Origin of the sequence: Pseudomonas sp. Sample_23, assembly GCF_004307595.1 — a bacterium.
Classification (GTDB): domain Bacteria; phylum Pseudomonadota; class Gammaproteobacteria; order Pseudomonadales; family Pseudomonadaceae; genus Aquipseudomonas; species Aquipseudomonas atacamensis.
In genome coordinates, this window is record NZ_RCNX01000031.1 from 23,386 (window position 1) to 48,724 (window position 25,339).

At 61.4% G+C, this 25,339-nt stretch carries 21 protein-coding genes and 1 pseudogene; 6 read left to right on the forward strand and 16 right to left on the reverse strand.

Annotation, left to right across the window (positions count from 1 at the left end; all coding sequences use genetic code 11):
* Positions 1 to 133 precede the first annotated feature (133 nt).
* From pcaC to pcaR, 11 genes are all read right to left on the reverse strand, one after another.
* Positions 134 to 526: a 4-carboxymuconolactone decarboxylase gene (pcaC, locus tag D8U82_RS06285; RefSeq protein ID WP_024011942.1), complete on the reverse strand. Its 393-nt coding sequence runs from the start codon at positions 524 to 526 to the stop codon at positions 134 to 136.
* 10 nt (positions 527 to 536) lie between these two features.
* Complete coding sequence (pcaD, locus tag D8U82_RS06290; protein ID WP_125925263.1) at positions 537 to 1,328, reverse strand: 3-oxoadipate enol-lactonase; 792 nt, start codon at positions 1,326 to 1,328, stop codon at positions 537 to 539.
* Between the two features lie 11 nt (positions 1,329 to 1,339).
* Positions 1,340 to 2,704, reverse strand: coding sequence for a 3-carboxy-cis,cis-muconate cycloisomerase (locus D8U82_RS06295; RefSeq protein ID WP_130901889.1), 1,365 nt, complete (start codon positions 2,702 to 2,704; stop codon positions 1,340 to 1,342).
* Positions 2,705 to 2,749: 45 nt separating this feature from the next.
* Positions 2,750 to 4,045: an MFS family transporter gene (locus D8U82_RS06300; protein WP_110645961.1), complete on the reverse strand. Its 1,296-nt coding sequence runs from the start codon at positions 4,043 to 4,045 to the stop codon at positions 2,750 to 2,752.
* Between the two features lie 262 nt (positions 4,046 to 4,307).
* Complete coding sequence (gene pcaG / locus D8U82_RS06305) at positions 4,308 to 4,874, reverse strand: protocatechuate 3,4-dioxygenase subunit alpha (protein WP_130901890.1); 567 nt, start codon at positions 4,872 to 4,874, stop codon at positions 4,308 to 4,310.
* A 1-nt stretch (position 4,875) separates the two neighbouring features.
* Positions 4,876 to 5,580, reverse strand: a complete 705-nt coding sequence (pcaH, locus tag D8U82_RS06310; protein WP_076566301.1) for a protocatechuate 3,4-dioxygenase subunit beta — start codon at positions 5,578 to 5,580, stop codon at positions 4,876 to 4,878.
* A 36-nt stretch (positions 5,581 to 5,616) separates the two neighbouring features.
* The gene (pcaF, locus tag D8U82_RS06315) at positions 5,617 to 6,822 is read right to left on the reverse strand and encodes a 3-oxoadipyl-CoA thiolase (RefSeq protein ID WP_177434119.1); all 1,206 of its coding nucleotides are present in this window, start codon (positions 6,820 to 6,822) and stop codon (positions 5,617 to 5,619) included.
* Complete coding sequence (locus D8U82_RS06320; protein WP_016771341.1) at positions 6,819 to 7,598, reverse strand: CoA-transferase subunit beta; 780 nt, start codon at positions 7,596 to 7,598, stop codon at positions 6,819 to 6,821. The genes pcaF and D8U82_RS06320 overlap by 4 nt, the downstream gene beginning before the upstream one ends.
* On the reverse strand, positions 7,598 to 8,455 hold the full coding sequence (locus tag D8U82_RS06325) for a CoA transferase subunit A (protein ID WP_130901892.1): 858 nt from the start codon (positions 8,453 to 8,455) through the stop codon (positions 7,598 to 7,600). Before D8U82_RS06325 ends, D8U82_RS06320 begins: the two co-directional genes overlap by 1 nt.
* A 274-nt stretch (positions 8,456 to 8,729) precedes the next feature.
* Positions 8,730 to 10,076 carry an MFS transporter gene (locus D8U82_RS06330; RefSeq protein WP_073475852.1) on the reverse strand — a complete coding sequence of 449 codons (1,347 nt, stop codon included), beginning with the start codon at positions 10,074 to 10,076 and terminating at the stop codon, positions 8,730 to 8,732.
* Between the two features lie 293 nt (positions 10,077 to 10,369).
* On the reverse strand, positions 10,370 to 11,212 hold the full coding sequence (pcaR, locus tag D8U82_RS06335) for a pca regulon transcriptional regulator PcaR (RefSeq protein ID WP_016771343.1): 843 nt from the start codon (positions 11,210 to 11,212) through the stop codon (positions 10,370 to 10,372).
* 630 nt (positions 11,213 to 11,842) lie between these two features.
* Between pcaR and D8U82_RS06340 the strand changes: the two genes are divergently transcribed.
* Together D8U82_RS06340 and D8U82_RS06345 are read left to right on the forward strand one after the other, a co-directional pair.
* The gene (locus D8U82_RS06340; protein ID WP_008080067.1) at positions 11,843 to 12,043 is read left to right on the forward strand and encodes a hypothetical protein; all 201 of its coding nucleotides are present in this window, start codon (positions 11,843 to 11,845) and stop codon (positions 12,041 to 12,043) included.
* A gap of 370 nt (positions 12,044 to 12,413) precedes the next feature.
* Positions 12,414 to 13,889, forward strand: a complete 1,476-nt coding sequence (locus D8U82_RS06345) for an inorganic phosphate transporter (protein WP_016771345.1) — start codon at positions 12,414 to 12,416, stop codon at positions 13,887 to 13,889.
* Positions 13,890 to 14,623: 734 nt separating this feature from the next.
* Here the strand turns inward: D8U82_RS06345 and ccoM are convergent.
* The 3 genes from ccoM to D8U82_RS06350 all read right to left on the reverse strand — a co-directional run bounded on the left by ccoM (position 14,624) and on the right by D8U82_RS06350 (position 15,484).
* Positions 14,624 to 14,737, reverse strand: coding sequence for a cytochrome c oxidase subunit CcoM (gene ccoM / locus D8U82_RS28585; protein WP_016771346.1), 114 nt, complete (start codon positions 14,735 to 14,737; stop codon positions 14,624 to 14,626).
* 149 nt (positions 14,738 to 14,886) lie between these two features.
* The gene (locus tag D8U82_RS28055) at positions 14,887 to 15,048 is read right to left on the reverse strand and encodes a hypothetical protein (RefSeq protein WP_016771347.1); all 162 of its coding nucleotides are present in this window, start codon (positions 15,046 to 15,048) and stop codon (positions 14,887 to 14,889) included.
* A gap of 94 nt (positions 15,049 to 15,142) precedes the next feature.
* Positions 15,143 to 15,484, reverse strand: a complete 342-nt coding sequence (locus D8U82_RS06350; protein WP_024011931.1) for a hypothetical protein — start codon at positions 15,482 to 15,484, stop codon at positions 15,143 to 15,145.
* Positions 15,485 to 15,723: 239 nt separating this feature from the next.
* On the opposite strand from D8U82_RS06350, the gene rapA reads away from it, so the two are divergent.
* Entirely contained in the window at positions 15,724 to 18,570 is a 2,847-nt protein-coding gene (gene rapA / locus D8U82_RS06355) for an RNA polymerase-associated protein RapA (RefSeq protein WP_130901893.1), read from the forward strand.
* 110 nt (positions 18,571 to 18,680) lie between these two features.
* On the opposite strand, the gene D8U82_RS06360 is transcribed toward rapA, so the two are convergent.
* Positions 18,681 to 20,030, reverse strand: coding sequence for an MFS transporter (locus D8U82_RS06360; RefSeq protein WP_130901894.1), 1,350 nt, complete (start codon positions 20,028 to 20,030; stop codon positions 18,681 to 18,683).
* Between the two features lie 301 nt (positions 20,031 to 20,331).
* Here D8U82_RS06360 and D8U82_RS06365 point away from each other — a divergent pair, with 301 nt between their 5' ends.
* Positions 20,332 to 20,700, forward strand: a complete 369-nt coding sequence (locus D8U82_RS06365) for a YkgJ family cysteine cluster protein (RefSeq protein ID WP_130887072.1) — start codon at positions 20,332 to 20,334, stop codon at positions 20,698 to 20,700.
* Positions 20,701 to 20,850: 150 nt separating this feature from the next.
* On the forward strand, positions 20,851 to 23,133 hold the full coding sequence (locus tag D8U82_RS06370; RefSeq protein ID WP_130901895.1) for a bifunctional diguanylate cyclase/phosphodiesterase: 2,283 nt from the start codon (positions 20,851 to 20,853) through the stop codon (positions 23,131 to 23,133).
* Here the strand turns inward: D8U82_RS06370 and D8U82_RS06375 are convergent.
* Positions 23,024 to 23,920, reverse strand: coding sequence for an NAD(P)-dependent oxidoreductase (locus D8U82_RS06375; RefSeq protein WP_177434120.1), 897 nt, complete (start codon positions 23,918 to 23,920; stop codon positions 23,024 to 23,026). The genes D8U82_RS06370 and D8U82_RS06375 overlap by 110 nt on opposite strands.
* A gap of 196 nt (positions 23,921 to 24,116) precedes the next feature.
* On the opposite strand from D8U82_RS06375, the pseudogene D8U82_RS06380 reads away from it, so the two are divergent.
* Positions 24,117 to 25,339 (forward strand): annotated as a pseudogene (locus tag D8U82_RS06380) (hypothetical protein); the annotation flags it as partial.

Consider the following 25,339-nt stretch of genomic DNA (forward strand, 5'->3'; position numbering starts at 1 on the left):
GCAGCTTCAGTCGACATCTCTGTCGAATATGAAATGGCCTTCGCGAGCAAGCTCGCTCCCACATTTGTTTTGTGATCGACACAACTCCAATGTGGGAGCGAGCTTGCTCGCGAAGGCGTAATTTCGGGCGCCATCAATCCCGGGATTCGACTCCTAGCTCATCCCACACCGACTCCGCCAGATGAAACGTCGCGTTCGCCGCCGGGATGCCGCAGTAAATTGCGCTCTGCATGATCACTTCCTTGATCTCGCCACGGCTGACGCCGTTGTTGGCTGCCGCGCGCAGGTGCAGTTTCAGTTCGCCCTCGCGGTTCATGCCGATCAGCATGGCGATGGTGATCAGGCTGCGGGTATGGCGGGGCAGGCCCGGGCGGGTCCAGATGTCGCCCCAGGCGTGGCGGGTGATCATCTCCTGGAATTCCGAGTTGAACTCGGTCAGCGTGGTCAGGCTGCGATCGACGTGGGCATCGCCCAGCACCGCGCGGCGGACTTGCATGCCTTCGTCGTAACGTTGTTTCTCGTCCACAAATTCTTCCTCACTGAGCCTGCAAAAACGCCAGCACACGGTCGCTGAAAGCGGCACCGGCCTGCACGTTGGACAAATGCGCCGCACGGAACTCGGCGTACTCGGCACCGCGCACGTGGTCGCGGATGAAGTGCCCGCCGGACGGCGGCGTCACCGCATCTTCGCTGCCGGCAATCACCAGCAACGGCACGTTGATCGAAGCCAGTTGTTCACGAAAATCGGCATCGCGCACGGCCGCGCAGTTGGCCGCATAACCTTGTGGATTGGTTGCGGCAAGCATGTCGGTAATCTTCTTCGCCGCCTCGGTATGGGCCGCCGAGAAGTCCGGGGTGAACCAGCGCGCAATCGAGGCATCACGCAGTGCGACCATCGCCGCCGGGCCGTCGCGCAACACGGTTTCGATGCGTGGATTCCATACCGACGGATCGCCGATTTTTGCCGCCGTGTTGCAGACGATCAGTTTGTGCAGACGATGCCCGGCATTGATCCCAAGCCACTGACCGATCAGCCCGCCCATCGACAACCCGCAGAAATGCGCGCGCTCGATATGCAGCGCATCGAGCAGACCGAGCACGTCGCGACCGAGTTGTTCGATGCTGTACGGCCCCTCGGTGACCAGCGATTGCCCATGGCCGCGCGTGTCGAAACGCAGCACGCGGAAATGCTCGGTGAACGCCGGCATTTGCGCGTCCCACATGTGCAGGTCGGTGCCCAGCGAGTTGGACAGCACCAGCACCGGCGCCTCCGCCGGGCCCTCAATTTCATAGTGCAGTTCGCCATCGGCGAGTTGAACGAAAGCCACAGCCCTCTCCTTCAGACAGTCAAAGCGTTGTGTTCAGCCACCGCGCGCTCGACCCAGACTTGCGCCTGGCCAAGGTAATGCGCGGGGTTCAGAAGATCATCGAGTTCAGCGCCACTGAGTTCGGCGGTGACTTGCGGCTCGTCAGCGAGCACCGCACGCAAATGGCGTTGCTCGGCCACGGCGCGTTTGCAGCATTGTTCGAGCAGGTGATGCGCGGTGTCGCGGCCGACGCGTTGGGCGAGGACGATGCTCACCGCTTCGGCCAGCACCAGGCCTTGGGTCAATTCGAGGTTGCGGGCCATGCGCGCCGCGTCGACTTCCAGACCGTCGGCCAGCAAGCGCGCCTGTTGCAGCGAACCGGACACCAGGCAGCAGATTTCCGGCAGGGTTTCCCATTCGGCATGCCACAAACCGAGGCTGCGTTCGTGCTCCTGCGGCATCGCGCTGAACAGCGTCGACACCAGCCCCGGCACCCGCGTGGCCGCGCCGATCAGCACCGCCGCGCCGACCGGGTTGCGCTTGTGCGGCATGGTCGACGACCCGCCTTTGCCCGGTGCCGCAGGCTCGAATACTTCCGCTGCTTCGGTCTGCATCAACAGGCTGATGTCGCGGCCGAATTTGCCGAGGCTGCCGGCGATCAGGCCAAGCACCGCGCCGAATTCGACGATGCGATCACGCTGGGTATGCCACGGTTGCTCGGGCAGGGTCAGTTGCAGCTCTTCGGCCAATGCTTTGGCGATCGGCAACGCCTGTTCACCCAGCGCCGCGAGCGTGCCGGAGGCGCCACCGAATTGCAGCACCAGCAGCCGTGGCTTCAGTTCTTGCAGACGCTGACGGCTGCGCGTGACGGCGCCCAGCCATCCGGCGATTTTCATCCCGAGAGTCACCGGCGTGGCGTGTTGCAGCCAGGTGCGCCCGGCCAGTGGCGTGGTAGCGAAACGTTGTGCCTGAGCAGCGAGCGAGTCGGCCAGTTGCGCCAGTTGGTCTTCGATCAGCGCCAGCGCCTGGCGTAATTGCAGGACCAGCCCGGAATCCATCACGTCCTGACTGGTCGCGCCCAGATGCACATAGCGCTCGGCTTCGGCATCGCTCGAAGCGATCTGCTTGCCCAAGGCCTTGACCAGTGGAATCGCCGAATTGCCGGCCGTGGCAATCGCCTCGCCCAGCGCCGCGAAGTCATACAGACTGGCGTCGCACGCTGCGGCAATCGGTGCCACACCCGATGAAGGAATCAGCCCGACCCGCGCCTCGGCCCGGGCCAGCGCCGCTTCGAAATCGAGCATCGCCTGCACCCGGCCCTGATCGCAGAACACTTCGCGCATATCGCGGGCGGTGAAGTAGGCATCGAACAATTGATTGCCCGGTCGCTGAGTCATAAACAGTCCTTGCCGGCGCGGGCCTCGCAGCCCGCGCACATGGGTTTACAGATCGTGGTGCAGATACTTCGCCTGCTTGGGCAAACGCAGGCTGAACAGGAAAGCCACCGCCATCATCGCCGTGACGTACCAGTAGAAGGCGTTTTCCATGCCGCCAGCCTTGAGGCTCAGGGCCACAAACTCTGCCGAGCCACCGAAGATTGCATTGGCCACCGCGTAAGCCAGGCCGACACCAAGCGCGCGCACTTCCGGCGGGAACATCTCGGCTTTTACCAGACCGCTGATCGAGGTGTAAAAGCTCACAATCGCCAGCGCCAGGGTGATCAGTACGAAGGCGAGGAACGGGCTGCTGATGCTTTTCAGGCTGAGCAGAATCGGCACAGTGAACAGCGTGCCGAGGGCGCCGAACCAGAGCATCGAATTACGCCGGCCGATCTTGTCGGCGAGCATGCCGAACAACGGCTGCATGCACATATACAGGAACAGCGCGCCGGTCATGATGTAGCTGGCGGTCTTGGCGTGCATCCCGGCGGTGTTCACCAGGTATTTCTGCATGTAGGTGGTGAAGGTGTAGAAAATCAGCGAGCCGCCAGCGGTGTAGCCGAGCACGGTGATGAACGCCGCTTTGTGATCGCGAAACAGTGCAGTGATGCTGCCGGCGTCTTTGTGCGCGCGGGTTTCCTTGTTGGTGGTTTCCTTCAGCGAGCGACGCAGGAACAGCGAAATCAGCGCCGCCACCGCACCGACCACGAATGGAATCCGCCAGCCGTAGGCACGCAGGTCTTCTTCAGTGAGGAACTGTTGCAGCACCACCACCAACGACACCGCCAGCAGTTGTCCGCCAATCAGCGTCACGTACTGGAACGAGGCGAAGAAACCGCGCTGGCCCTTGAGCGCAACTTCGCTCATGTAGGTCGCGGTGGTGCCGTACTCGCCGCCCACCGACAGACCTTGCAGCAAACGCGCGAACAGCAACAGCAGCGGCGCCCAGACGCCGATGTCCTTGTAGGTCGGCAGGCAGGCAATCAGCAGCGAGCCGAAGCACATCATCAGAATCGAGATGAGCATCGAGTTCTTGCGCCCGTGCTTGTCAGCGACCCGGCCGAAGATCCAGCCACCAATCGGCCGCATCAGGAACCCGGCGGCGAACACGCCAGCGGTGTTGACCAGTTGCACGGTGGGGTTATCGGAAGGGAAAAACGCCGGGGCGAAATAGATCGCGCAGAAGGCGTAGACGTAGAAGTCGAACCACTCGACGAGGTTGCCGGACGAAGCGCCGACGATGGCAAAGATGCGCTTGCTGCGCTCTTCGCCGGTGTAGTGGGAGGTGGTGGTTGTCATTGTTTTTTCACTCGATAGGGACAGTCACAGTCTAGACATACTTTGCAACAGTCCCGTTCCACATCAGATCATCACCCACGTCTGGATCAGTCTTTGTGGCGAGGGGATTTATCCCCGCTGGGCAGCGAAGCGGCCCCAAAACCAGTCGGCGCGGTATTTCAGGTATACCGCGCGTAGCGAATTTGCGAGTGCTACGCACTCGAACGGGGATAAATCCCCTCACCACAGGGACTCTATCCTGCAGGGGATTTGGGGTGTTCTCTCAATAATCGAAGAACACCGTCTCGGCATCGGTGCCCTGCAGAACTACATTCCACTGGTACACACCCGACGCATCCGCCTTGGCCAGCAACGTCTGGCGACGCTCCGCCGGCACGCACTCGAGCAACGGGTCAGCAACGTTCGCCGGTTCGCCTTCGAAATAGATCCGCGTCAGCAAATGCTTCACCAGACCACGGGCAAACACCAGCACCACCAGATGCGGCGCCTGGGTCGAACCTTTCAACCCCGGCACGGTGCCCGGTTTGATCGTGGTGAAACGGAAGCGCCCTTCGGCGTCCACCGGTACCCGGCCAAAGCCTTCGAAATTCGGATCGAGCGGTTTGTCCTGATAATCTTCCGGGTGGTCGTACTTGCCGGCGGCGTTGGCCTGCCAGACTTCAAGCATGGCATCGTTGACGACATCGCCATTGCCATCCACCACCTGACCGCTGATCGCCACGCGCTCGCCGAGGGTCAGCTCGTTGGCCAGGGTTTCGCGGTTCAGCCAGGTCAGGCCGATGTGGTAATACGGCCCGACGGTGTGGGACGTGGTCGCATAAAGCGTCATCTTATTTCTCCATCGGCGTGGCTTCACGGCCGCGCAGCACGATGTCCCAGCGGTAACCGAGGGCGTAGGACGGAATGGTTTTTTCCAGATCGAAAGCAGCGATCAGGCGTTCCTTGGCCGAGGTGTCCGGCACGCAGTTGTAGATCGGGTCATACGCCAGCAACGGGTCGCCGGGGAAATACATTTGCGTGACCAGTCGGGTGAGGATGCTCGGCCCGAACAGGGAAAAGTGGATGTGCGCCGGGCGCCAGGCGTTGTGGTGGTTGCCCCACGGATAGGCGCCGGGCTTGATGGTCTGAAACTGATACCAGCCGTCGGCATCGGTGACGGTGCGGCCGGTGCCGGTGAAGTTCGGGTCCAGCGGCGCGTCGTGCAGGTCGCGGGCATGGTTGTAGCGGCCGGCGGCATTGGCCTGCCAGATCTCCACCAGAATCCCCGGCACCGGCAGACCGTCCTCGTCGAGCACGCGGCCGTGAATGATGATGCGCTCGCCCAACGGCTCGCCGTCGTGCTGTGCGGTCAGGTCATTGTCCTTCTCGGCAACGTGTTCGGCACCGATGGTCGGCCCGGTGATTTCCGACAGCGAGTGCGGCAGGTGCACCAACGGCTTGGACGGCGAGCGCAGGTTGGTGGATTGATACGTCGGGTGCAGGTAGTCAGGCTGAGTGCCTGCCTGTGGGCGACGGTAACCAGGCTTGTCAGTCATTTCGCTTTCCTCAGTTCTTGTAAGTGCCGCAGCGCGTCAGACACGTTCGATGGCCAAGGCCAGACCCTGGCCAACACCGACGCACATGGTCGCCAGACCTTTCTTGCCGCCAGTCTTTTCCAGATGATGCAGGGCGGTCAGCACCAGCCGCGCACCGCTCATGCCCAACGGATGACCGAGGGCAATCGCGCCGCCATTCGGGTTGACCTGCGGCGCATCGTCGGCCAGGCCCAACTCGCGCAATACCGCGAGGCCCTGGCTGGCAAATGCTTCGTTGAGTTCGATCACGTCGAAACCGCTGACCGCGACGCCAAGGCGCTCGGTCAGTTTACGCACCGCTGGCACCGGGCCGATGCCCATCACCCGAGGTGCGACACCGGCGCTGGCCATGCCGAGCACTTTTGCGCGGGCGGTCAGGCCGTGTTTTTTCACCGCTTCGGCTGACGCCAGAATCAGCGCAGCAGCACCATCGTTGACCCCGGAGGCATTGCCGGCGGTGACGGTTTTGTCCGCGCCGTTGACTGGCTTCAGTTTGGCCAGCGCTTCAATCGTAGTGTCGGCGCGCGGATGTTCGTCCTCGCTGACCACGGTTTCGCCCTTTTTGTGGGCAATCCGTACTTCAACAATTTCTTCGGCGAAGTAACCGGCGGCCTGCGCGGCGGCGGTACGTTGCTGACTGCGCAGAGCAAAGGCGTCCTGATCTGCGCGAGAGACCTTATAGTCGTCGGCGACGTTGTCAGCGGTTTGCGGCATGGCATCGACGCCGTACTGCGCCTTCATCAGCGGGTTGATGAAACGCCAGCCGATGGTGGTGTCTTCCAGTTTCATGTTGCGCGAGAACGCCGCGTCGGCCTTGCCCATTACGAACGGTGCGCGGGACATCGACTCGACGCCGCCGGCAATCGCCAGCTCCATTTCGCCACTGGCGATGGCGCGGAATGCGGTGCCAATCGCGTCCATGCCCGAAGCGCAGAGGCGATTGAGCGTAACGCCGGGCACGCTGTCCGGCAGACCGGCGAGCAGCAATGCCATGCGCGCAACGTTGCGGTTGTCTTCGCCGGCTTGGTTGGCGCAGCCGAGAAACACTTCATCGACGGCATTCCAGTCCACCGAAGGATTGCGCTCCATCAGGGCTTTGATCGGTACGGCGGCGAGGTCATCGGCGCGCACGGCGGACAATGCGCCACCGAAGCGGCCGATAGGGGTGCGAATCGCGTCGCAGATATACACGTCACGCATCATGCTTCTCCCGGTGCCTGACCGTGGGCGGCAGCGGTGCGCGCTTCCAGATCACGCAGCGCCGTCAGCTCGACTTCGGTCGGCTCAGCGGTGGTTTCAACGGAGTCGGCAAAACGAATCGCCCAACCGGTGGCGGCGACCACTTGCTCGCGGGTCACGCCCGGATGCAGCGCAGTGACCACGAATTCGTGGGTACCCTCCTCCGGTTCCATGATGCACAGGTCGGTGATGATGCCCACCGGCCCGGCGCCCGGCAGGCCGAGACGTTTACGCGAATCGCCACCTTCGCCGTGACCGACCGAGGTGATGAAGTCGAGTTTGTCGACAAACGACCGCGCCGACTGTTTAAGGATGATCAGCACGCTTTTCGCCGAACCGGCAATCTCCGGCGCGCCACCGGCACCCGGCAGACGCACTTTCGGCGCGTGGTAGTCGCCGACCACGGTGGTGTTGATGTTGCCGAAACGATCGACCTGCGCGGCGCCGAGGAAACCGACGTCGATGCGCCCGCCCTGCAGCCAGTAGCGAAAAATCTCACCGGTCGGCACCACGGTGTCGGCGGTCTCGGCCAGCTCACCGTCACCGATGGACAGCGGCAGCACGCTCGGCTTGGCGCCAATCGGGCCGGATTCGTAGATCAGCACTACGTCCGGCGATGAAGTCAGGCGCGCGAGGTTGGCGGCTTTCGATGGCAGGCCGATACCGACGAAGCATACCGAGCCGTTTTTCAGGCGCCGGGCCGCCGCGACGGTCATCATTTCATTGGTGGTGTAAGTCATTACTTGGCCTCCGAAGCAGCGGCCAATTTGGCCTGGAATTCGCTGAAGTCAGCGCAGCCATGGATGAATTCGTTGATCCACGCGGTAAACGTCTCACGGTCGCGAGCGATCGGGTCCCACGCCTGATAGAAACGATTGTCACGCTCGGTGTAACCGTGGGCGTAGGACGGATGTGCGCCACCCGGCACGTGGCAGACCGCGCTCAAGGCCCAGGTCGGCAGCACGCAAGCGTTCATCGGTGCGTTGAGGTCGTCGACGATTTCTTCCACGGTGACGATGCAGCGCTTGGCCGCCAGCGCGGCTTCTTTCTGCACACCGAGAATGCCCCAGAGCAACACGTTGCCTTTGCGGTCGGCTTTCTGCGCGTGAATCACGGTGACGTCCGGGCGTACCGATGGCACTGCCGCCAGCACTTCGCCGGTGAACGGGCAGGTCACGGTTTTGATCAGCGGATTGACCTTCGGCAGGTCGGAGCCGGCGTAGGCACGCAGCACCGCGAACGGCAGGCCGGACGCGCCGGCGACATAGGCGTTGGCGAGGTCGGCGTGGCTGTGTTCTTCGATTTCCAGCGCGTGCGGCCATTGTTTCTCGACCGCGTCACGCAAACGGTGCAGCGAGCCCACGCCCGGGTTGCCGCCCCAGGAGAAAATCAGTTTGCGCGCGCAACCGGCGCCGATCAGTTGGTCGTAGATCAGGTCAGGCGTCATCCGCACCAGCGTCAGATCTTTCTTGCCTTGACGAATGATTTCATGACCCGCTGCCGTAGGGATCAGGTGAGTGAAGCCTTCGAGGGCGACGGTGTCGCCGTCGTTGACGAATTGCTTCACCGCGTCGTGCAGCGAAAGGATCTCAGCCATGGAGCGGGCTCCTGTTCTTGTAAGGAATCGCCAGTGATAAAAAGGCGCGAGGTTCAGCGCCGGAGTCACTGAAGATTAAGCTCGGGAAATTCGCCAAACAATCCGATAATCGACTGAGTGTTCGTTTATCGAACGGATTGTTGCTTCCCTAATGATCGTTCCCACGCTCCGCGTGGGAATGCAGCCCGGGACGCTCCGCGTCCCTGTACAGCCGAACGCAGAGCATCCATAGAGGCATTCCCACGCGGAGCGTGGGAACGATCGTGGGTCTGCCTCAGGTCGCATCCGCATGACTGACCATGCCCTTGATCAGCACCGCCGCCGTCGCCAAACCGGCCGGGATCACCAGTGCGGTCAGCACCTGCTCGAAATTCCAGCCCAAGCCGAGCAAGGTTGCGCCCATCCACGCGCCGAGGATCGCGCCGAAGCGGCCGATGCCGAGCATCCACGACACACCGGTCGCGCGGCCTTGAGTCGGGTAGAAGCGCGCGGCCAATGACGGCATCGCCGATTGCGCGCCGTTGACGCACATGCCCGCCACCAGTACCAGCGTCGCCAGCAAGGTGATGTTGCCCAGGCTCTGCCCCACGGCATAGGCAAACACCCCGGCCAGCAGGTAGAAAATGCCGATGACCTTGTGCGGATTGAAGCGATCCATCGCCCAGCCCACCCCGACCGCGCTCAACACGCCGCCAAACTGGAACAACGCACCGATGAACGCGGCCTGCTCCATGCTCGCGCCGCTGTCGCGCATCAGCGTCGGCAGCCAACTGGTCAGTAGGTACACGATCACCAGGCCCATGAAATAAGTCAGCCACAACAGCAGCGTGCCGGTGCTGTATGTACCGGAGAAAATCACCGCAAAGACGTTGCGCGCCTTGACGGTTTTCTGCTCCGGCACGCTGAAACTCGCAGCCTGGGCGACGGTGACTGGGTCGATCGGCGCGAGGGTCTTGCGCACTTTGTCGGTGCCACGGTTGCGCACCACCAGATAGCGCGCCGATTCCGGCAGCCAGAACACCAATACCACGGCGAGGATCAGCGGCAGGATCCCGCCGATCATCAGCAGAGCATGCCAGCCGAACGCCGGGATCAGCTTCGCGGAGATGAAACCGCCGCCGGCCATGCCGAGGTTGAAGCCGCAGAACATGCTGGTCACCAGCAGCGACTTCTTGCGCTCCGGGGTGTATTCCGAGAGCAGCGTCGTGGCGTTGGGCATGCCCGCGCCGAGACCGAGGCCGGTGAGGAAGCGCAACACCAGCAGTTGTTCGACGTTGGTGCTGTACGCCGAGGCCAGGCTGAAGCCGCCGAACAGAATCACCGCGCCGACGAGTACGACTTTGCGCCCGAAGCGGTCAGCCAAAGGGCCGGAGCCGAGCGCGCCGAAGACCATGCCGATCAGCGCAGCACTCATCACCGGGCCGAGGCTGGCGCGGTCGATGCCCCAGTCTTGCGACAGCGCCGGGGCGATGAAGCCCATGGCGGCGGTGTCGAGGCCGTCGAGAAATACGATCAGGAAACACAGGATCACCACCCGCCACTGATAGCGCGAGATCGGTTGGGCGTTGATGAAGGTCTGCACATCGAGGCAGTTACCCACAGCGGACTGAGGCTGGTTCATTATTTTTATTCCACGCAAAAAACGCAGTCGAACGGCGGCCGGCCAAAGGAAGGCACGGTCACAAGAATAGAAGGTTGTAATCAGGCGTTGCGGTGAACCCGGCAACAACGGGTGGGATACAGACAGTCGGGGAGCGAGCGCATGGTGAGTTGCCTCTTGTCATTATTATGGGGTCGACAGTCCGGCGAGCTCATTCACATCAGCGCCGGATGACGCTGCCGCGACATTAATGATCCGAGGGTTTTAGCGTCAATTCGATAAACGCAACACTGTGCGTTTATCGAACAGCTTCCTCAGGCGAACAACTGCGCACTGAGGTCGCGACTGGCGCTGAGCAGGCCCGGCAAGAAGCGCTGCTCCAGCTCGGCGCGACTGACCCGCCCGGCGTGGGTGCTGACATTCAGCGCGGCGACCACTTGCCCGGAGGCGTCGTACACCGGCACAGCGATCGAGCGCAGGCCCTGTTCCAGTTCCTGATCGACAATGCACCAGCCCTGCTGCCGCACCTGCTGCAAACATTCGAGCAACGCGTCGGGGGTATGAATGGTGCGGCTGGTCTTGGCCACCAGTTCGGCGTGGTCGAGGTATTCGCCCAGGGAGGTGTCGTCCAGCGCGGCCAACAGAATGCGCCCCATCGACGTGCAATAGGCAGGGAGACGCCCGCCGACGGAAAGGTCGACCGAGATCAATCGCTGAGTGGTCGCCGAACGCGCGATATAGAGAATGTCATCGCCCTCCAGCGTCGCCATGTTGCAGGCCTCGTGCAGTTGCTCGCTCATGCGATCCAGATACGGTTGGGCGGAGACGGCCAGCGGTGTCGAGGACAGATAGGCGTGGCCGAGGGTCAGCACTTTCGGCAGCAGCGAATAGGTGCGGCCGTCGGTGGTGGCGTAGCCGAGCTTGATCAGCGTGTGCAGGCAACGGCGCACGGCGGCGCGAGGGATTTCAGTGCGATGACTTATCTGCGCGATGGTCAGGTGGCGTTTGCGTTCCTGAAACGCCTGCACCACGGCCAGACCACGGGCCAGGGACGTCATGAAATCCGGATCACCGGTCAGCGCCTGAATGCGCTTGGCCGGCGAGGCGACAATGGGCGGCGCCACCGAGGTGAAGGAGTTGCGCATTTGATCGTTCATTTCTTGTCCTTGTCCGGCACGCATCGATGCCTAGTCAAACGGCTCGCCGCGCGATGCACAAGCACCGGGGCGCCAACATTGGGCGATTATCGAACCGCCGACCGATAATCGCAATCCAGCCCCCGCTCTCCTCTTCATCCTTGAGGCAGCTTTAGCGATTCTGCTCGCAACTTAGTTGTTCCAGTTAATGGCGCCAAAAACAGAACGCCGGTTCTATAACGCTGTCTTTACACTTAACTAGCGGCAAAAGTTGCCAGCAACAAAACCATCACACATTCAGAACCGTTTTTAACTTGGCAAAGATAGTCATTCCCGAATAGGCCGCTATAATGCACCCTAGTCGCGGCGCTTTAATCAAAAGCCCGCGACTTGCTGAAACGAGGTCCTTCGTCTCAGCTCCGGCCAGCGCCCGGCGCCCATCACACATGCAACGCCAGCGCTCGCTGAAACAGGAAACTGATGCTGCGTCAGTTTTTATCTGGTGCCGTAGCCGCCTGTAACACGGAAGTCTTGATCGCCTCTGCAATGTCTCCGCGCCCGATCGGGCTGTGGATGACTGTCGGGCTCGCTCAATTGACTCGTTGCAGTGTGTTTCACCGGATATTCAATTCAACTCATACAGGTAGCACCGTGACAAAAGACGAACTGCGCGCGGAACTAGAGCGCCAGGAACAACGTTACAAGGAAGTTTACGGCGGGGAAGTCACCACCTACGCCGCTCAGCCGGAACCGGAACGCAAGGCATGGCGCAAGCGCCCTACCGTTCAGGATCAGGTGTTCAAGCAGGAAATCGAAAAGATCGAAAAGGAACTCAAAGCCGAAGAGCCATGAGCCACGGCGGTTGAGCATTCGAAAGTCGGCGTCCGCCTGAGCCACAGCGCGGTGGAAGACGACACCTCGCGCGCCCGCTATCCGCGGGCAGCGGCTGCATCGCTGTTCTGCGGCTTATGAACGAGCGTCCCACAGGTTTCAGAGATATTTCAGACAAGCGTTTGAGCCTTTGCGATGTCTGAAAAAACGGCTCGAAAATCTAGTTTATTCAATAAAATCAAGTAGTTGAAAAACCCTGCGTGCTGCTTGGTTTTCACGCCCTGCAACAAATTAAATCGAAGAAGGGTGTGACCAGTGAGCAGACGGGGCATCGATTTCCTGTCTTTTCTGGCATAATCGCGCCCCCTTACGACCGGGTCAGAAAACCTTCATGATCGATTTATTCAGCGGACTGGATGCTTGGGTGCTTGTGAGCCTCTTGCTCGCCCTGACGTTTGTCCTCGCCTTCGAGTTCATCAATGGATTTCATGACACCGCTAACGCGGTAGCCACTGTTATCTACACCAAAGCCATGCCGCCACACCTGGCGGTGTTCTTTTCCGGTGTGTTCAATTTCCTCGGCGTGCTGCTGGGCGGCGTTGGCGTGGCGTATGCCATCGTCCACTTGCTGCCGGTTGAGCTGCTGATCAATGTGAACACCGGCCATGGCCTGGCGATGGTGTTCTCGTTGCTCGCCGCGGCAATCGCCTGGAACCTGGGTACCTGGTACTTCGGTATCCCGGCTTCCAGCTCGCACACCCTGATCGGCTCGATCCTCGGTGTCGGCCTGGCCAACGCGCTGATCAACGACATTCCGTTGAGAGATGGCGTGAACTGGCAGAAAGCGATCGACATCGGCGCCTCGCTGGTGTTCTCGCCGATGGCCGGCTTCCTCATCGCCGCGCTGGTGCTGATCGGCCTGAAATGGTGGCGCCCGCTGTCGAAGATGCACAAGACGCCGGAACAGCGCCGCAAGATCGACGACAAAAAGCACCCACCGTTCTGGAACCGTCTGGTCCTGGTGATCTCGGCCATGGCCGTGAGCTTCGTGCACGGTTCCAACGACGGCCAGAAAGGCATCGGCCTGATCATGCTGGTGCTGATCGGTATCGTCCCGGCACAGTTCGTACTCGACCTGAACAGCACCACCTACCAGATCGAACGCACCCGCGACGCAACCTTGCACCTGAGCCAGTTCTACCAGCGCAACGCCGATTCGCTGGGTGAGTTCCTGGCCCTGGGCAAGAGCGTGGAAGGCGACCTGCCGGAGAAATTCCGCTGCAACCCGCAGCAGACCGAACCGACCATCACCGCCCTGCTGCACACTCTCAAAGGTGTAGCGGACTATCATTCGCTGTCGTCGGACAGCCGCATCGAAGTGCGTCGCTACCTGCTCTGCCTGGACGACACGGCGAAGAAAGTCGGCAAGCTGCCTGGCCTGGAAGCCCGTGAAAAGGCTGACCTCGACAAGCTGCGCAAAGACCTGACCACCACCACTGAATACGCCCCGTTCTGGGTGATTCTGGCGGTCGCCCTGGCACTGGGCCTGGGCACCATGGTCGGCTGGAAGCGCGTAGTGCTGACCATTGGCGAGAAGATCGGCAAGCAGGGCATGACCTATTCCCAGGGCATGTCGGCGCAGATCACCACCGCCAGTTTGATCGGCATGGCCAACATTTTCAGCCTGCCGGTGTCGACCACTCACGTGTTGTCTTCGGGTGTGGCCGGGACCATGGTTGCCAATAAAAGCGGCCTGCAGGGTGGCACGGTCAAGACCATTTTGCTGGCCTGGGTGTTGACCTTGCCAGCGACCGTGGCGCTGTCGGCCGGATTGTTCTGGTTGGCTTCGAAGGCTTTGGGTAGTTGATCGTTAGCTGTTGATTGGAAAAGGCGTGATTCGTGAGGATCACGCCTTTTTTGTTATTGGGGCTAAGAAGTATGCCGAAGGGGCAAAAGATCAAAAGCCAAAGCAAAAGCCAGATCAAGAGCCCCTCACCCTAGCCCTCTCCCGGAGGGAGAGGGAACTGACCGAGGTGTTTGAGCGAGTTACGTCGATGTGAAAGTCCGAGTTGAACTCAGGATTTGAAAAGCACACAAATCAGCTCCCTCTCCTCGGGGAGAGGGCTGGGGTGAGGGGCAGCAACAATGCAAATCAAAAGCCGAACACCCACGCTTTTCACCACTCAATAGGCCGAGTGTCAGCTCGCCTGCTCTTGATCTTGATCCACCGGCGACGTCGGAAGGCTGAGCGGAGGGATTGATCCGGGGGTGGGAGCGCAGCGACCGTCTGGCGCAGCCAGACACAGCGGAAGGAGGTGCAGCGAAGCAAACCGGAGCCGCTGCGCCCGGATCAGTCCCGGAGCGAAGGAACCCGAGCCTGCGAGGGCCGAACGTAGGAGCAAGCCTTTTGGGTTACCTTTTTGGCGTTTGAAAAAGGTGACTCGCCGTAAGGGCGAAACCGCCAGCAGCCACACCCGAAGCAACGGATATTCACCCAAAACCCCAACAGCCTGGTCGGCCCACAGGCCGCCACGGCCCAAAAAAAAGGGGCAACCGAAGTCGCCCCAAAATGCCTTGCGTGCCCATCAAATCCAGAAGAACTCACTTGCGCCGCTTATGCGCATCCTTCCAGATAAAAAATCCAAACCCTGCAAAAAACAGCACCATGAGCCCCACCGTGAGAACCCCGGCAAACACCACGTTATCGAAAAACATGACTGACCTCCCGGCCCTGCTTTGCTTTGTTGCGATGGACTCAAATTAACAAACACACAGGCGCACATATTGACCAGGATCAATATCCGCAACGTTGGGAAATAAAGGAGGGGAAATAACTGATCTGCATCAACCAATGCAGCGGGAGATCAACGCTTTTTCGGCTTGTTCTTCGACTTTTTCTTGGCTTTTCCCAACGGCATCGCCTGCTCGAAAGCCTGGCGCACTTCGTTCAGGCGCTTTTCGTTGAGGTCATGCACACGCTTGGCGCGTTCAGTGCTGAGGTCGATCAGTTTGTCGTCTTGGCTCATGGCGTCCGGCACATCGCAGAAGAGATCACAGCTGCCGTCACCGGCAGGATTGCGCCAATCATGCCGCTTGGCGCAGGCGCTGACCAGTCACTGCTCAAATCTCGATATCGACCCACAGCCCCTGACGCGGCTGATCGTCTATCAACGGCACCACCGGCACGGTGTTGTCGGCGTTCAACTCGGTACCCGGCACGGCCAGATGCTCTTCAGGATCCTCATCCGCCTCACGGCGTCGGCGGTCACGTTCCTGCTGACGACGCTGTTCTTCGCGCGCCAGCAGACGATCCTCTTCCGGATCACGCTTCTGCAGATCGATCGTGCTTTCGTTGGAGCTTTCCTGCACCGGCACCACTGGCGGGATGTCCGGCCGCTGGCGGATCGGATCCTGCTGGGAAGTGATCGGCACGGCGCTCAAGGGGAGCATCGGTGGCAACATATAAAGGTCTCCTGTCTGCAGGCTATCGGCTGGGGTGCAGGCGCCTTGAGCCGCCTGTCGCAAACTTGTGACCCGGTAGACACTGACAGGTGCCCTGCCGCTTGAAAAAAGCGACACATGACGCCGCGGCTTCAGCTTGCAGCTCGAAGCTAAAAGCTTGCCGCTGCTCCTATTCCTTTGGCCCTGAAGCCCGCATTCCGTTAAGATAGCCCGCTTTTTCAAGGTGGGAGTCAGGCAGCATGGCGCAGCAGTATCAACCGGGGCAACGCTGGATCAGTGACAGCGAAGCAGAGCTTGGTTTAGGCACCGTTCTGGCACAGGACGGCCGCTTGCTGACCGTGCTTTACCCGGCCACTGGCGAAACCCGCCAGTACGCGCTACGGAATGCGCCCCTGACCCGCGTGCGGTTCTCGCCGGGCGACTCCATCACCCATTTCGAAGGCTGGAAGATGACCGTGCAGCAGGTCGACGACGTCGACGGGCTGATGGTCTACCACGGTCTCAACGGGCAGAACGAGGTCGTCACGCTGCCGGAAACCCAGCTGTCGAACTTCATTCAGTTCCGTCTGGCCAGCGACCGCCTGTTCGCCGGACAGATCGACCCGCTGCCGTGGTTCTCCCTGCGCTACAACACCCTTGAACACACCAGCCGCCAGTTGCAGTCCTCGCTGTGGGGCCTGGGTGGCGTGCGCGCGCAACCGATCGCGCACCAGCTGCACATCGCCCGCGAAGTCGCCGACCGTATCGCCCCGCGCGTATTGCTGGCGGACGAAGTAGGTCTGGGTAAAACCATCGAAGCCGGTCTGGTCATCCATCGCCAACTGCTCTCGGGCCGCGCCAACCGCGTGCTGATCCTGGTCCCGGAAAACCTCCAGCATCAGTGGCTGGTGGAGATGCGCCGCCGCTTCAATCTGCAGGTCGCGCTGTTCGACGAAGAACGCTTTATCGAAAGCGATGCCACCAACCCGTTCGAAGACACGCAACTGGCGCTGGTCGCGCTGGAGTGGCTGGTCGATGACGAGAAGGCACAGGACGCCTTGTTCGCTGCCGGTTGGGACCTGATGGTGGTCGACGAAGCGCACCACCTGGTCTGGCATGAAGACAAGGCCAGCGCGGAATATTCGCTGGTCGAGCAACTGGCCGAAGTCATCCCCGGCGTGCTGCTGCTCACCGCCACCCCGGAACAACTCGGTCAGGACAGCCACTTCGCCCGTCTGCGCCTGCTCGACCCGAACCGTTTCCACGACCTGGCCGCGTTCCGCGCCGAGAGCGACAACTATCGCCCGGTCGCCGAAGCGGTGCAGGAACTGCTCGACAAGGGCCGTCTCTCCGCCGAAGCGCACAAGACCATTCACGGTTTCCTCGGCAACGAAGGCGAAGCCCTGCTCACCGCCGTCAACGATGGTGATACTGAAGCCAGCGCCCGCCTCGTGCGTGAGCTGCTCGATCGCCACGGCACCGGCCGCGTGCTGTTCCGCAACACCCGCGCCGCCGTGCAGGGTTTCCCGGAGCGCAAACTGCATCCGTATCCACTGCCGTGCCCCGACGAATACCTCGAACTGCCGCTGGGCGAACACGCCGAGCTGTACCCGGAAGTCAGCTTCCAGGCGCAGCCGGAAGCCAGTGAAGAAGAGCGCTGGTGGAAATTCGACCCGCGCGTGGAGTGGCTGATCGATCAGCTGAAAATGCTCAAGCGCACCAAAGTGCTGGTGATCTGCGCCCACGCCGAAACCGCGATGGACCTGGAAGACGCGTTGCGCGTGCGTTCCGGCATCCCGGCCACGGTGTTCCACGAAGGCATGAACATCCTTGAGCGTGACCGCGCCGCCGCCTACTTCGCCGACGAAGAATTCGGCGCGCAGGTGCTGATCTGCTCGGAGATCGGCAGTGAGGGTCGCAACTTCCAGTTCGCTCACCACCTGGTGCTGTTCGATCTGCCGTCGCACCCGGACCTGCTCGAGCAGCGCATCGGCCGTCTTGACCGGATCGGTCAGAAGCACATCATCGAACTGCACGTGCCGTACCTGGAAACCAGCCCTCAAGAGCGCCTGTTCCAGTGGTACCACGAAGCGCTCAACGCCTTCCTCAACACCTGCCCGACCGGCAACGCCTTGCAGCATCAGTTCGGCCCGCGCCTGCTGCCGCTGCTCGAAGAAGCCGATGACGGCGAGTGGCAAGCGCTGATCGACGAAGCACGCGCCGAGCGTGAGCGTCTCGAAGCCGAGCTGCACACTGGCCGCGACCGTCTGCTGGAACTCAACTCCGGTGGCGCTGGCGAGGGTGAAGCGCTGGTAGAAGCGATCCTCGAGCAGGACGACCAGTTCGCCCTGCCGATCTACATGGAAACCCTGTTCGACGCGTTCGGCATCGACAGCGAAGACCATTCGGAAAACGCTCTGATCCTCAAGCCGAGCGAGAAGATGCTCGACGCCAGTTTCCCGCTGGGCGACGACGAAGGCGTGACCATCACTTACGACCGCAACCAGGCGCTGTCGCGCGAAGACATGCAGTTCATCACCTGGGAACACCCGATGGTGCAAGGCGGCATGGATCTGGTGCTGTCCGGCTCGATGGGCAACACCGCCGTCGCGCTGATCAAGAACAAGGCGTTGAAGCCGGGCACCGTATTGCTGGAATTGCTCTACGTCAGCGAAGTGGTCGCACCGCGCTCGCTGCAACTGGGTCGCTACCTGCCACCGGCGGCGCTGCGTTGCCTGCTCGATGCCAATGGTAATGACCTGTCGCCACGGGTGTCGTTCGAAACCCTCAACGATCAGCTGGAAAGCGTGCCACGGGCCAGCGCCAACAAGTTCATCCAGGCCCAGCGTGATCAATTGACGCCACGGATCAACGCCGGCGAAGACAAGATCGCCCCGCGTCACGCCGAGCGTGTGGCTGAAGCGCGCCGTCGTCTGGCCGCCGACACTGACGAAGAACTGGCGCGCCTGACCGCCTTGCAAGCGGTCAACCCGACCGTGCGCGACAGTGAACTGGAGGCGTTGCGCACTCAGCGTGAGCAGGGTCTGGCGATGCTCGACAAAGCGGCGCTGCGCCTGGAAGCGATTCGGGTGCTGGTAGCGGGCTAACCGCCCCGCTCCACCGCTGAAAACCAAGAGGCCCGCAGTGATGCGGGCCGATCGTTCCCACGCTCTGCGTGGGAACGATCATGTGGGAGCGAGCCTGCTCGCGAAAACGGTCAGGCAGTCGCCGCAGAAATTTCTGGCTCAACCACCGCCACCAATCCCTCCTTCATCCGCTGCGCATCGCGAACAAAACACCGCGATGCCAGAAACAGAAAGACCATGGTCAGGAACAGCGCCACCGGGATCAGGTACATCGCGTCGTGCAGGCCGACAGCCTTGAACGCTTCGGTCATCTGCTCAGCCCCCGCCGCCAGCATCGCCGTATGCGCGAAGTGATCCGACAGACCACCCACGACCACCGGACCCAACCCGCCGCCGAGCAGATACAGACCGGCAAAGAACAACGCCATCGCCGTGGCCCGCAGGCGTGGTTCGACGACGTCCTGAATCGCCGTGTACACGCAGGTGTAGAAGTTGTAGGCGAACAGCCAGCCGACGCTGAACACCGCGACGAACACACCGATCTCGATGCGCCCAGCATGCAGCGCCCACGCCGTGCACAGGGTCGAAATGATCAGACTGAACGCGGCAAACAGCAGCCGCCCACTGGCGAAACGCTGATGAATCTTGTCGGCAATCCAGCCGCCGAGGGTCAGCCCGACCAGTCCGGTGACGCCGACGATCACGCCGGTGGCCACCGCCGCCTCCTGCAACGGCATGAGGAAATAGCGCTGCAGCATCGGCACCAGAAACGAGTTGCAGGCATAGGTCGCGAAGTTGAAGCACAGCCCGGCCATCACCAGCCACAGGAAGGTCGGCACGGCGAGGACGCGGCGGATCGGTTTGTCGACTTTCTCTTGCGAGACCTGCACGGTTTCCGCTGCGCCGCGTTTCGGCTCTTTGATGAAGAACATGAACACCGCGAGGATCAGCCCCGGCACAGCAGCGATGAAGAACGGCGCGCGCCAGCTGTCGAAAGCCTTGACCATCGCGCCGATGGTGAAGAACGCCAGCAGCAGCCCCAGCGGCAGGCCAAGCATGAAAATACCCATCGCCCGCGCCCGACGGTGCGCCGGAAACAGATCGCCGATCAGCGAGTTGGCCGCTGGTGCGTAACTGGCTTCGCCGATGCCGATGCCCATGCGCACGATGAGGAAACTCCAGAAACTGCCGACCATGCCGTTGACCGCAGTCAGCGCACTCCAGGTCGCCAGGCCCCAGCCCATCAGTTTGCTGCGTGAACCGGTGTCGGCCATGCGCCCGAGTGGCAGGCCGGCAATCGCGTAAACGATGGTGAACGCGGTGCCGATGATGCCCAGCTGAAAGTCGCTGAGGTGCCATTCCATGCGGATCGGTTCGATGATGATCGCCGGGATGGTGCGGTCGAAGAAATTGAACAGGTTGGCGAGGAACAGCAGGAACAGAATGCGCCAGGCATTCGCCGCTTGGGTCAAGTTCTGCATGGGTCCGTCTCTTTATTGTTATGAGGGCTTCACTGCCAGCGCGTCGAGCCCGGAACCTGCAATCTAGTCAGCTGCGCCGGGGCTGTCTGTCATCATTCGTCAGCCTGATATCGACCCATCGCACTGTAACGAAACGTAAGCCCTTGATAAGTCTGGAATCCCCCGCCGTACGGGGCTTTCGCGGCAAAATCCGGCGACAAAAAAATAGTTTCGCGCCCCCCTTCCCAACGCCATGGCAAAGCCTAGAATGGCCGCCGGATCCGTCCGGATCTTCCGATCAACCCCTTTGATACCCCCGCCCATGTCCGAAGCCAGTCCGTGTCTGAATTGCGGTGCCTGCTGTTCCCATTTTCGCGTGTCTTTTTTCTGGGGTGAGTGCGCATCCTCTGGCGGGACGGTGCCCGATGAACTGGTCGCGCAGATCACCCCGAGCCGGGTGGCAATGATCGGCACCGATCGCAAACCGGCGCGTTGCATGTCGCTGGCGGGTGAGGTCGGCAGCGCTGTGGCCTGCACGATCTATGACAAGCGCTCGAGCACCTGCCGCGAGTTCGAGGCGTCGTGGGAGAACGGCGAGCACAATCCCGACTGCGACAAGGCCCGCGCCGCCCACGGCCTGCCACCCTTGCCGCCACACTGCAACGACCTGCCCCTGGAGCGTATTGCCTGAGCCTTAGCGCGAATCGCTATGAGGCTAATGGCAAAATCATTACCACCAATGTGCCACTACGGCTTGCAGCCGGAAAACCGCCTCTATACTGCTTTCATTCGCCTGCGTTGATTGACGCACGGGCCAGATGAATCCGAGACGGGGCATGCTATGGAGTGGCTTGGTTTGCAGTTTGTTGCCGAGCTGCCGGCGAGCGGGCAGATTCTCCTCGATTGCAGCCACAATCCTTTGCTGGTGATGGTGGCCTATCTGGTCGCCTGCGCGGCGAGTTTCGCCACCCTGGACATGGCAGAGCGCCTGGTGCATGCCGAAGACCCGGGGTCGCGGCGAATCTGGCGCTGGATCGGCGCGACCTGCCTGGCCGGCGGCATCTGGGCCATGCACTTCATCGGCATGCTGGCCTTCCAGACCCCCATCGATATTCAGTACGACCTCGGCATCACCCTATTGTCGTTGCTGATCGCCCTGCTCGCCTCTTGGCTGGCCATGCACACTCTCAGTGAGGTGCAGCCGAGCGCGCTGCGTTGCCTGAAGACCGCGTGTGTCATCGGTTTGGGCATCGCTGGTATGCATTACGTCGGCATGGCAGCGATGAAGTCGAGCGCCACTGCCTACTACCAGCCGGAGCTGTTCGCGCTGTCGGTGCTGATTGCCATCGGCGCCAGTTTCGCCGCGCTGTGGGTGGCGCGCTATCTCAGCGAAGGCAGCGGCGTGGCACATCAGTTGCTCAAGTACAGCGCGGCGCTGATTCTCGGCGCCGGCATCATCAGCATGCACTTCACCGGCATGGCTGCGCTGGATCTGGTGCTTCCCGAAGGTGCCCTGGCAGCGAGCGGCGGCGACACCGGCCATCTGCAACTGGGCCTGACCGTAGCGCTGATCATCCTGCTGATTCTCGGCAGTGCGATCAGCGCCGCCCTCGCCGACAAAAAGCTGCAGAACAAGGAAAACGACCTGCGCCGGCTCAACGCCCTGCTCAGCCAACTCGATCAGGCGCGCATGTCTTTGCAGCAAGCGGCCAATTACGACGCGCTGACCAACCTGATCAACCGCCGTGGTTTCAACCAGATGTTCGCCGAAAAACTCAGCCAGAAAACCAGCGAGGGCGGCATGCTCGCGGTGATGTTTCTCGACATCGACCACTTCAAGCGCATCAACGACAGCCTCGGCCATGATGCCGGTGACGCGCTGCTCAAAGTCATCGCCCAGCACATCAAGAGCTCGGTGCGCAGCCATGAAGACGTGGTCGCGCGATTCGGCGGCGACGAGTTTTGCATCCTCATCAGCCTGCGTGACCGCGAAGAGGCGCGTGGTATGGCGCAGCGCATCATGCACAAGATGAAAGAGCCGATCGAACTGGCCGGCCGGCGCATGGTGATGACCACCAGCATCGGCATCAGCCTGTTCCCAGAAGACGGCACCACTTGCGAAGAGCTGCTCAAGCACGCCGACCTGGCCTTGTACCAATCCAAGGGCGCCGGGCGCAACGGTCTGCACTTCTTCAATTCCAGCCTGAAGACCCGCGCCAGTTTCGAGCTGCAACTGGAAGAAGAACTGCGCAGTGCGCTACGGCAAGACAACGCGCTGATGCTCTACTACCAGCCGATCTTCGAAGTGAAAACCGGACGCGTGACCAAGCTCGAGGCGCTGATTCGCTGGCAGCATCCGGTTCACGGTTTGCTCACACCGGATCGCTTCATCGGTATCGCCGAGAACAACGGTTTGATTGCCGAACTGGACAACTGGGTGCTGCGCCGCGCCTGCAAGGATCTCGGCGAGCTGTCGCGGCATGGTTGTGCCGAATTGAAAATCGCCTGGAACTGCTCGCCGCTGAATCTGGCGCGCGAAGAGCTGGCCGAGGAGATCGAACACGCCTTGCACACAGCAGGTGTGGCCCCGGAACGCCTGGAACTGGAGGTCACCGAAAACGCCTTGATGGGCAATATCGCCGACACTTTGGTGCTGCTGCGGCAGATCCGCGCCCTTGGTGTGTCGTTGTCGATCGATGATTTCGGCACCGGCTATTCGTCGCTGGCCTACCTCAAGCGCCTGCCGTTGAACACACTGAAGATCGACCGCTCGTTCATCCTCGACATCCCCACCGCCACGGCGGACATGGAGATCGTCCAGGCGATCATCGTCATGGCTCACACCCTGCATCTGCAGGTGGTCACCGAGGGCGTCGAGAGCCTGGAGCAATACGAGTTTCTCGAGCGTTCGGGCTGCGATTTCATTCAGGGTTATCTGCTCAGCCGCCCGGTGCCGCTGGACGAATTGCGCGCGGTGCTCGATGAAATCAACCAGCGCAAACCCGTCCTCGGGGTCAATCCGTTGAGTCTGGCGCGCGATACATTTGCACCAGCGTCGCTGGATCCTTCGCTAAAAAGCCTTGCGCCCCATGCAGGCGCATCAATTGTGCGGCCAATCCGCTGATTGGCGTCGTCGAGCCCTGCTCGCGGGAAAATTTCACCGCTGTATCGAGATCCTTGAGCAGCGTGCGCACGTGCCACTTGATCGGTTCGAAACGGCTCTCGGCCATTTGCGGGGCAAGGATTTGCAAGGGCTTGGAATCGGCAAAGCCACCGGCCAGCGCCTCGGCGATCAGACTGGCATCGACCCCGGCCTGCTCGGCCAGCGCCACCACTTCGGCAATCACCAGCGCATTGCACGCGACGATCATCTGGTTACAGGCCTTGGTCACCTGGCCGGCACCGATGCCGCCCATGTGCGTGACGCGCTGACCGAGGTTGAGCAGCACCGGGCGCACGCGCTCAAGATCTGCCGCTGCACCACCGACCATGATTGCCAGGCTGCCTGCTTCGGCGCCGACCACACCGCCGGACACCGGTGAATCAAGCCAACCCATAGCGGTTTTCTCGGCCAGCTCTGCGGCCATCTCGCGAGTCGCGGTCGGTTCAAGACTGGAGAAATCCACCAATAGCTGGCCGTTTTTTGCACCTTCGGCAACACCGCCAGCACCAAACACCACCTCACGCACCACGGCAGTGTCGGCCAGACACAGCATGACGATGTCGGCGTGCGCGCACAGTTCGGCGGGGCTCGATACCTGGCGGGCGCCGGCCGCAACCAGCGGTGCACACTTGTCCGGGTTGCGGTTCCACACTGTCAGCGGGTAACCCGCCGCCAGCAGACGCCGGCACATCGGCAGGCCCATCAGGCCGATTCCGGCAAACCCCAACGAAGGTAGCGTTGACATCATTTCGCCTCTTTTCGATTAAAGATCACCGAATCATGGCCGATTCATCAACGATCAGGAAAGGATTCCGCCCGGCGATCAGACCAGCCAGCACTACGACGCCCGGGCCGTATTCGCGCACACAAGACGCGAGATCTTATTCCGTGAGGTTCGCCGGCACCGTCCGGCGGGCCAACCCAGTCCAGGTAAATGGCGCACCATGACCTCTAAAAACAACCCCGCCAGTGCAACAGCCGATCTGACCCTGAGCCCCGCCGCGAACAGCGCGTCATTATCCAGACCGACGCCGCCTTCGCGTCCGCTGTCGACCCAGCAATACATGTACTTCACCGAAACCAACACTGACCGCATCCTCGATAACCTCGACGGCCTGCGCGATTCGGTGTTCCCGCGCCCGGCGCATCAGGAAGGCGACAACGAGCAGCACAACGACCAGGAATTCCCCTCGGTGTGCCTGATCGGCCTCGGTCGCTGCGGCTCCAACATCGCCCTCGACGTGGCGGAGCTGGTGTACAACGCGCGCAAGTTCTACCTCAACGAATTCAACAACGAAGACCGCCCGACCGACCGGCGTCTGGCCGACAAGGGCTACAGCCCGGCGCAGTGGATCAAGAACAATCTGCGCATCGGCACCAGCAAATCGACCAAACCGGTGTTTCTGGTCGAACCGCTGGTGATGCTGGGCGACCTCGACAAGGACATCGCCGGGCGCATCCGTTTCTCGCGCAAGGGCGAGAAAAGCGGCTTCCTGCGCGACTACAGCAAAATGAAGATCATGGACTTGTCCGAAGTCCACGCCGGTGGCGCCGGTAACGCGCCGATCCTCGGCCAGTACCTGGCGAAGATCATCCTCAACAAGGACACCCAGCGCTTCTCCAGCCCCGACTGGAAAATGATCCACTCGTACCTGATTGACAGCTGCGGGATCAAGGCCAACCAGTCGCGCCTGTATTTCTCGATCTTCAGTGCCGGCGGCGGTACCGGTTCGGGCATGGCCTCGGAGTTCGGTCTGGCCCAGCAGCACTCGTACATGAACAAGACCTTCGACACCAAGCCGATGGACGAGCATGACGGCAAGAGCGGTCATTCGTTCGTGTTCGAGCCGATCTTTACCAGCGGCATCTGCGTGCTGCCGAACATTTCCGACCACCGCAGCGAAATGTCCGAAGCGCTGCACATCAACGCCGGGCGCCTGCTGTGCAAATACCTGTCGGAGGAATGGGATTTCTCCTACAACTTCGCCAATGAAGACAGCAGCGAAGCCAGCGTGATGGGGCGTATCCGCCCGTGGAACGCGATGATGCTGATCTCCAACGACATCATGCGTTACGCCGAAGAAAGCGATGACGGCAATATCCAGAACATTGATGTCAATGCCATGGAGAAGCACGCCAACCAGTACATCTCGCAGCAGATCTTCAA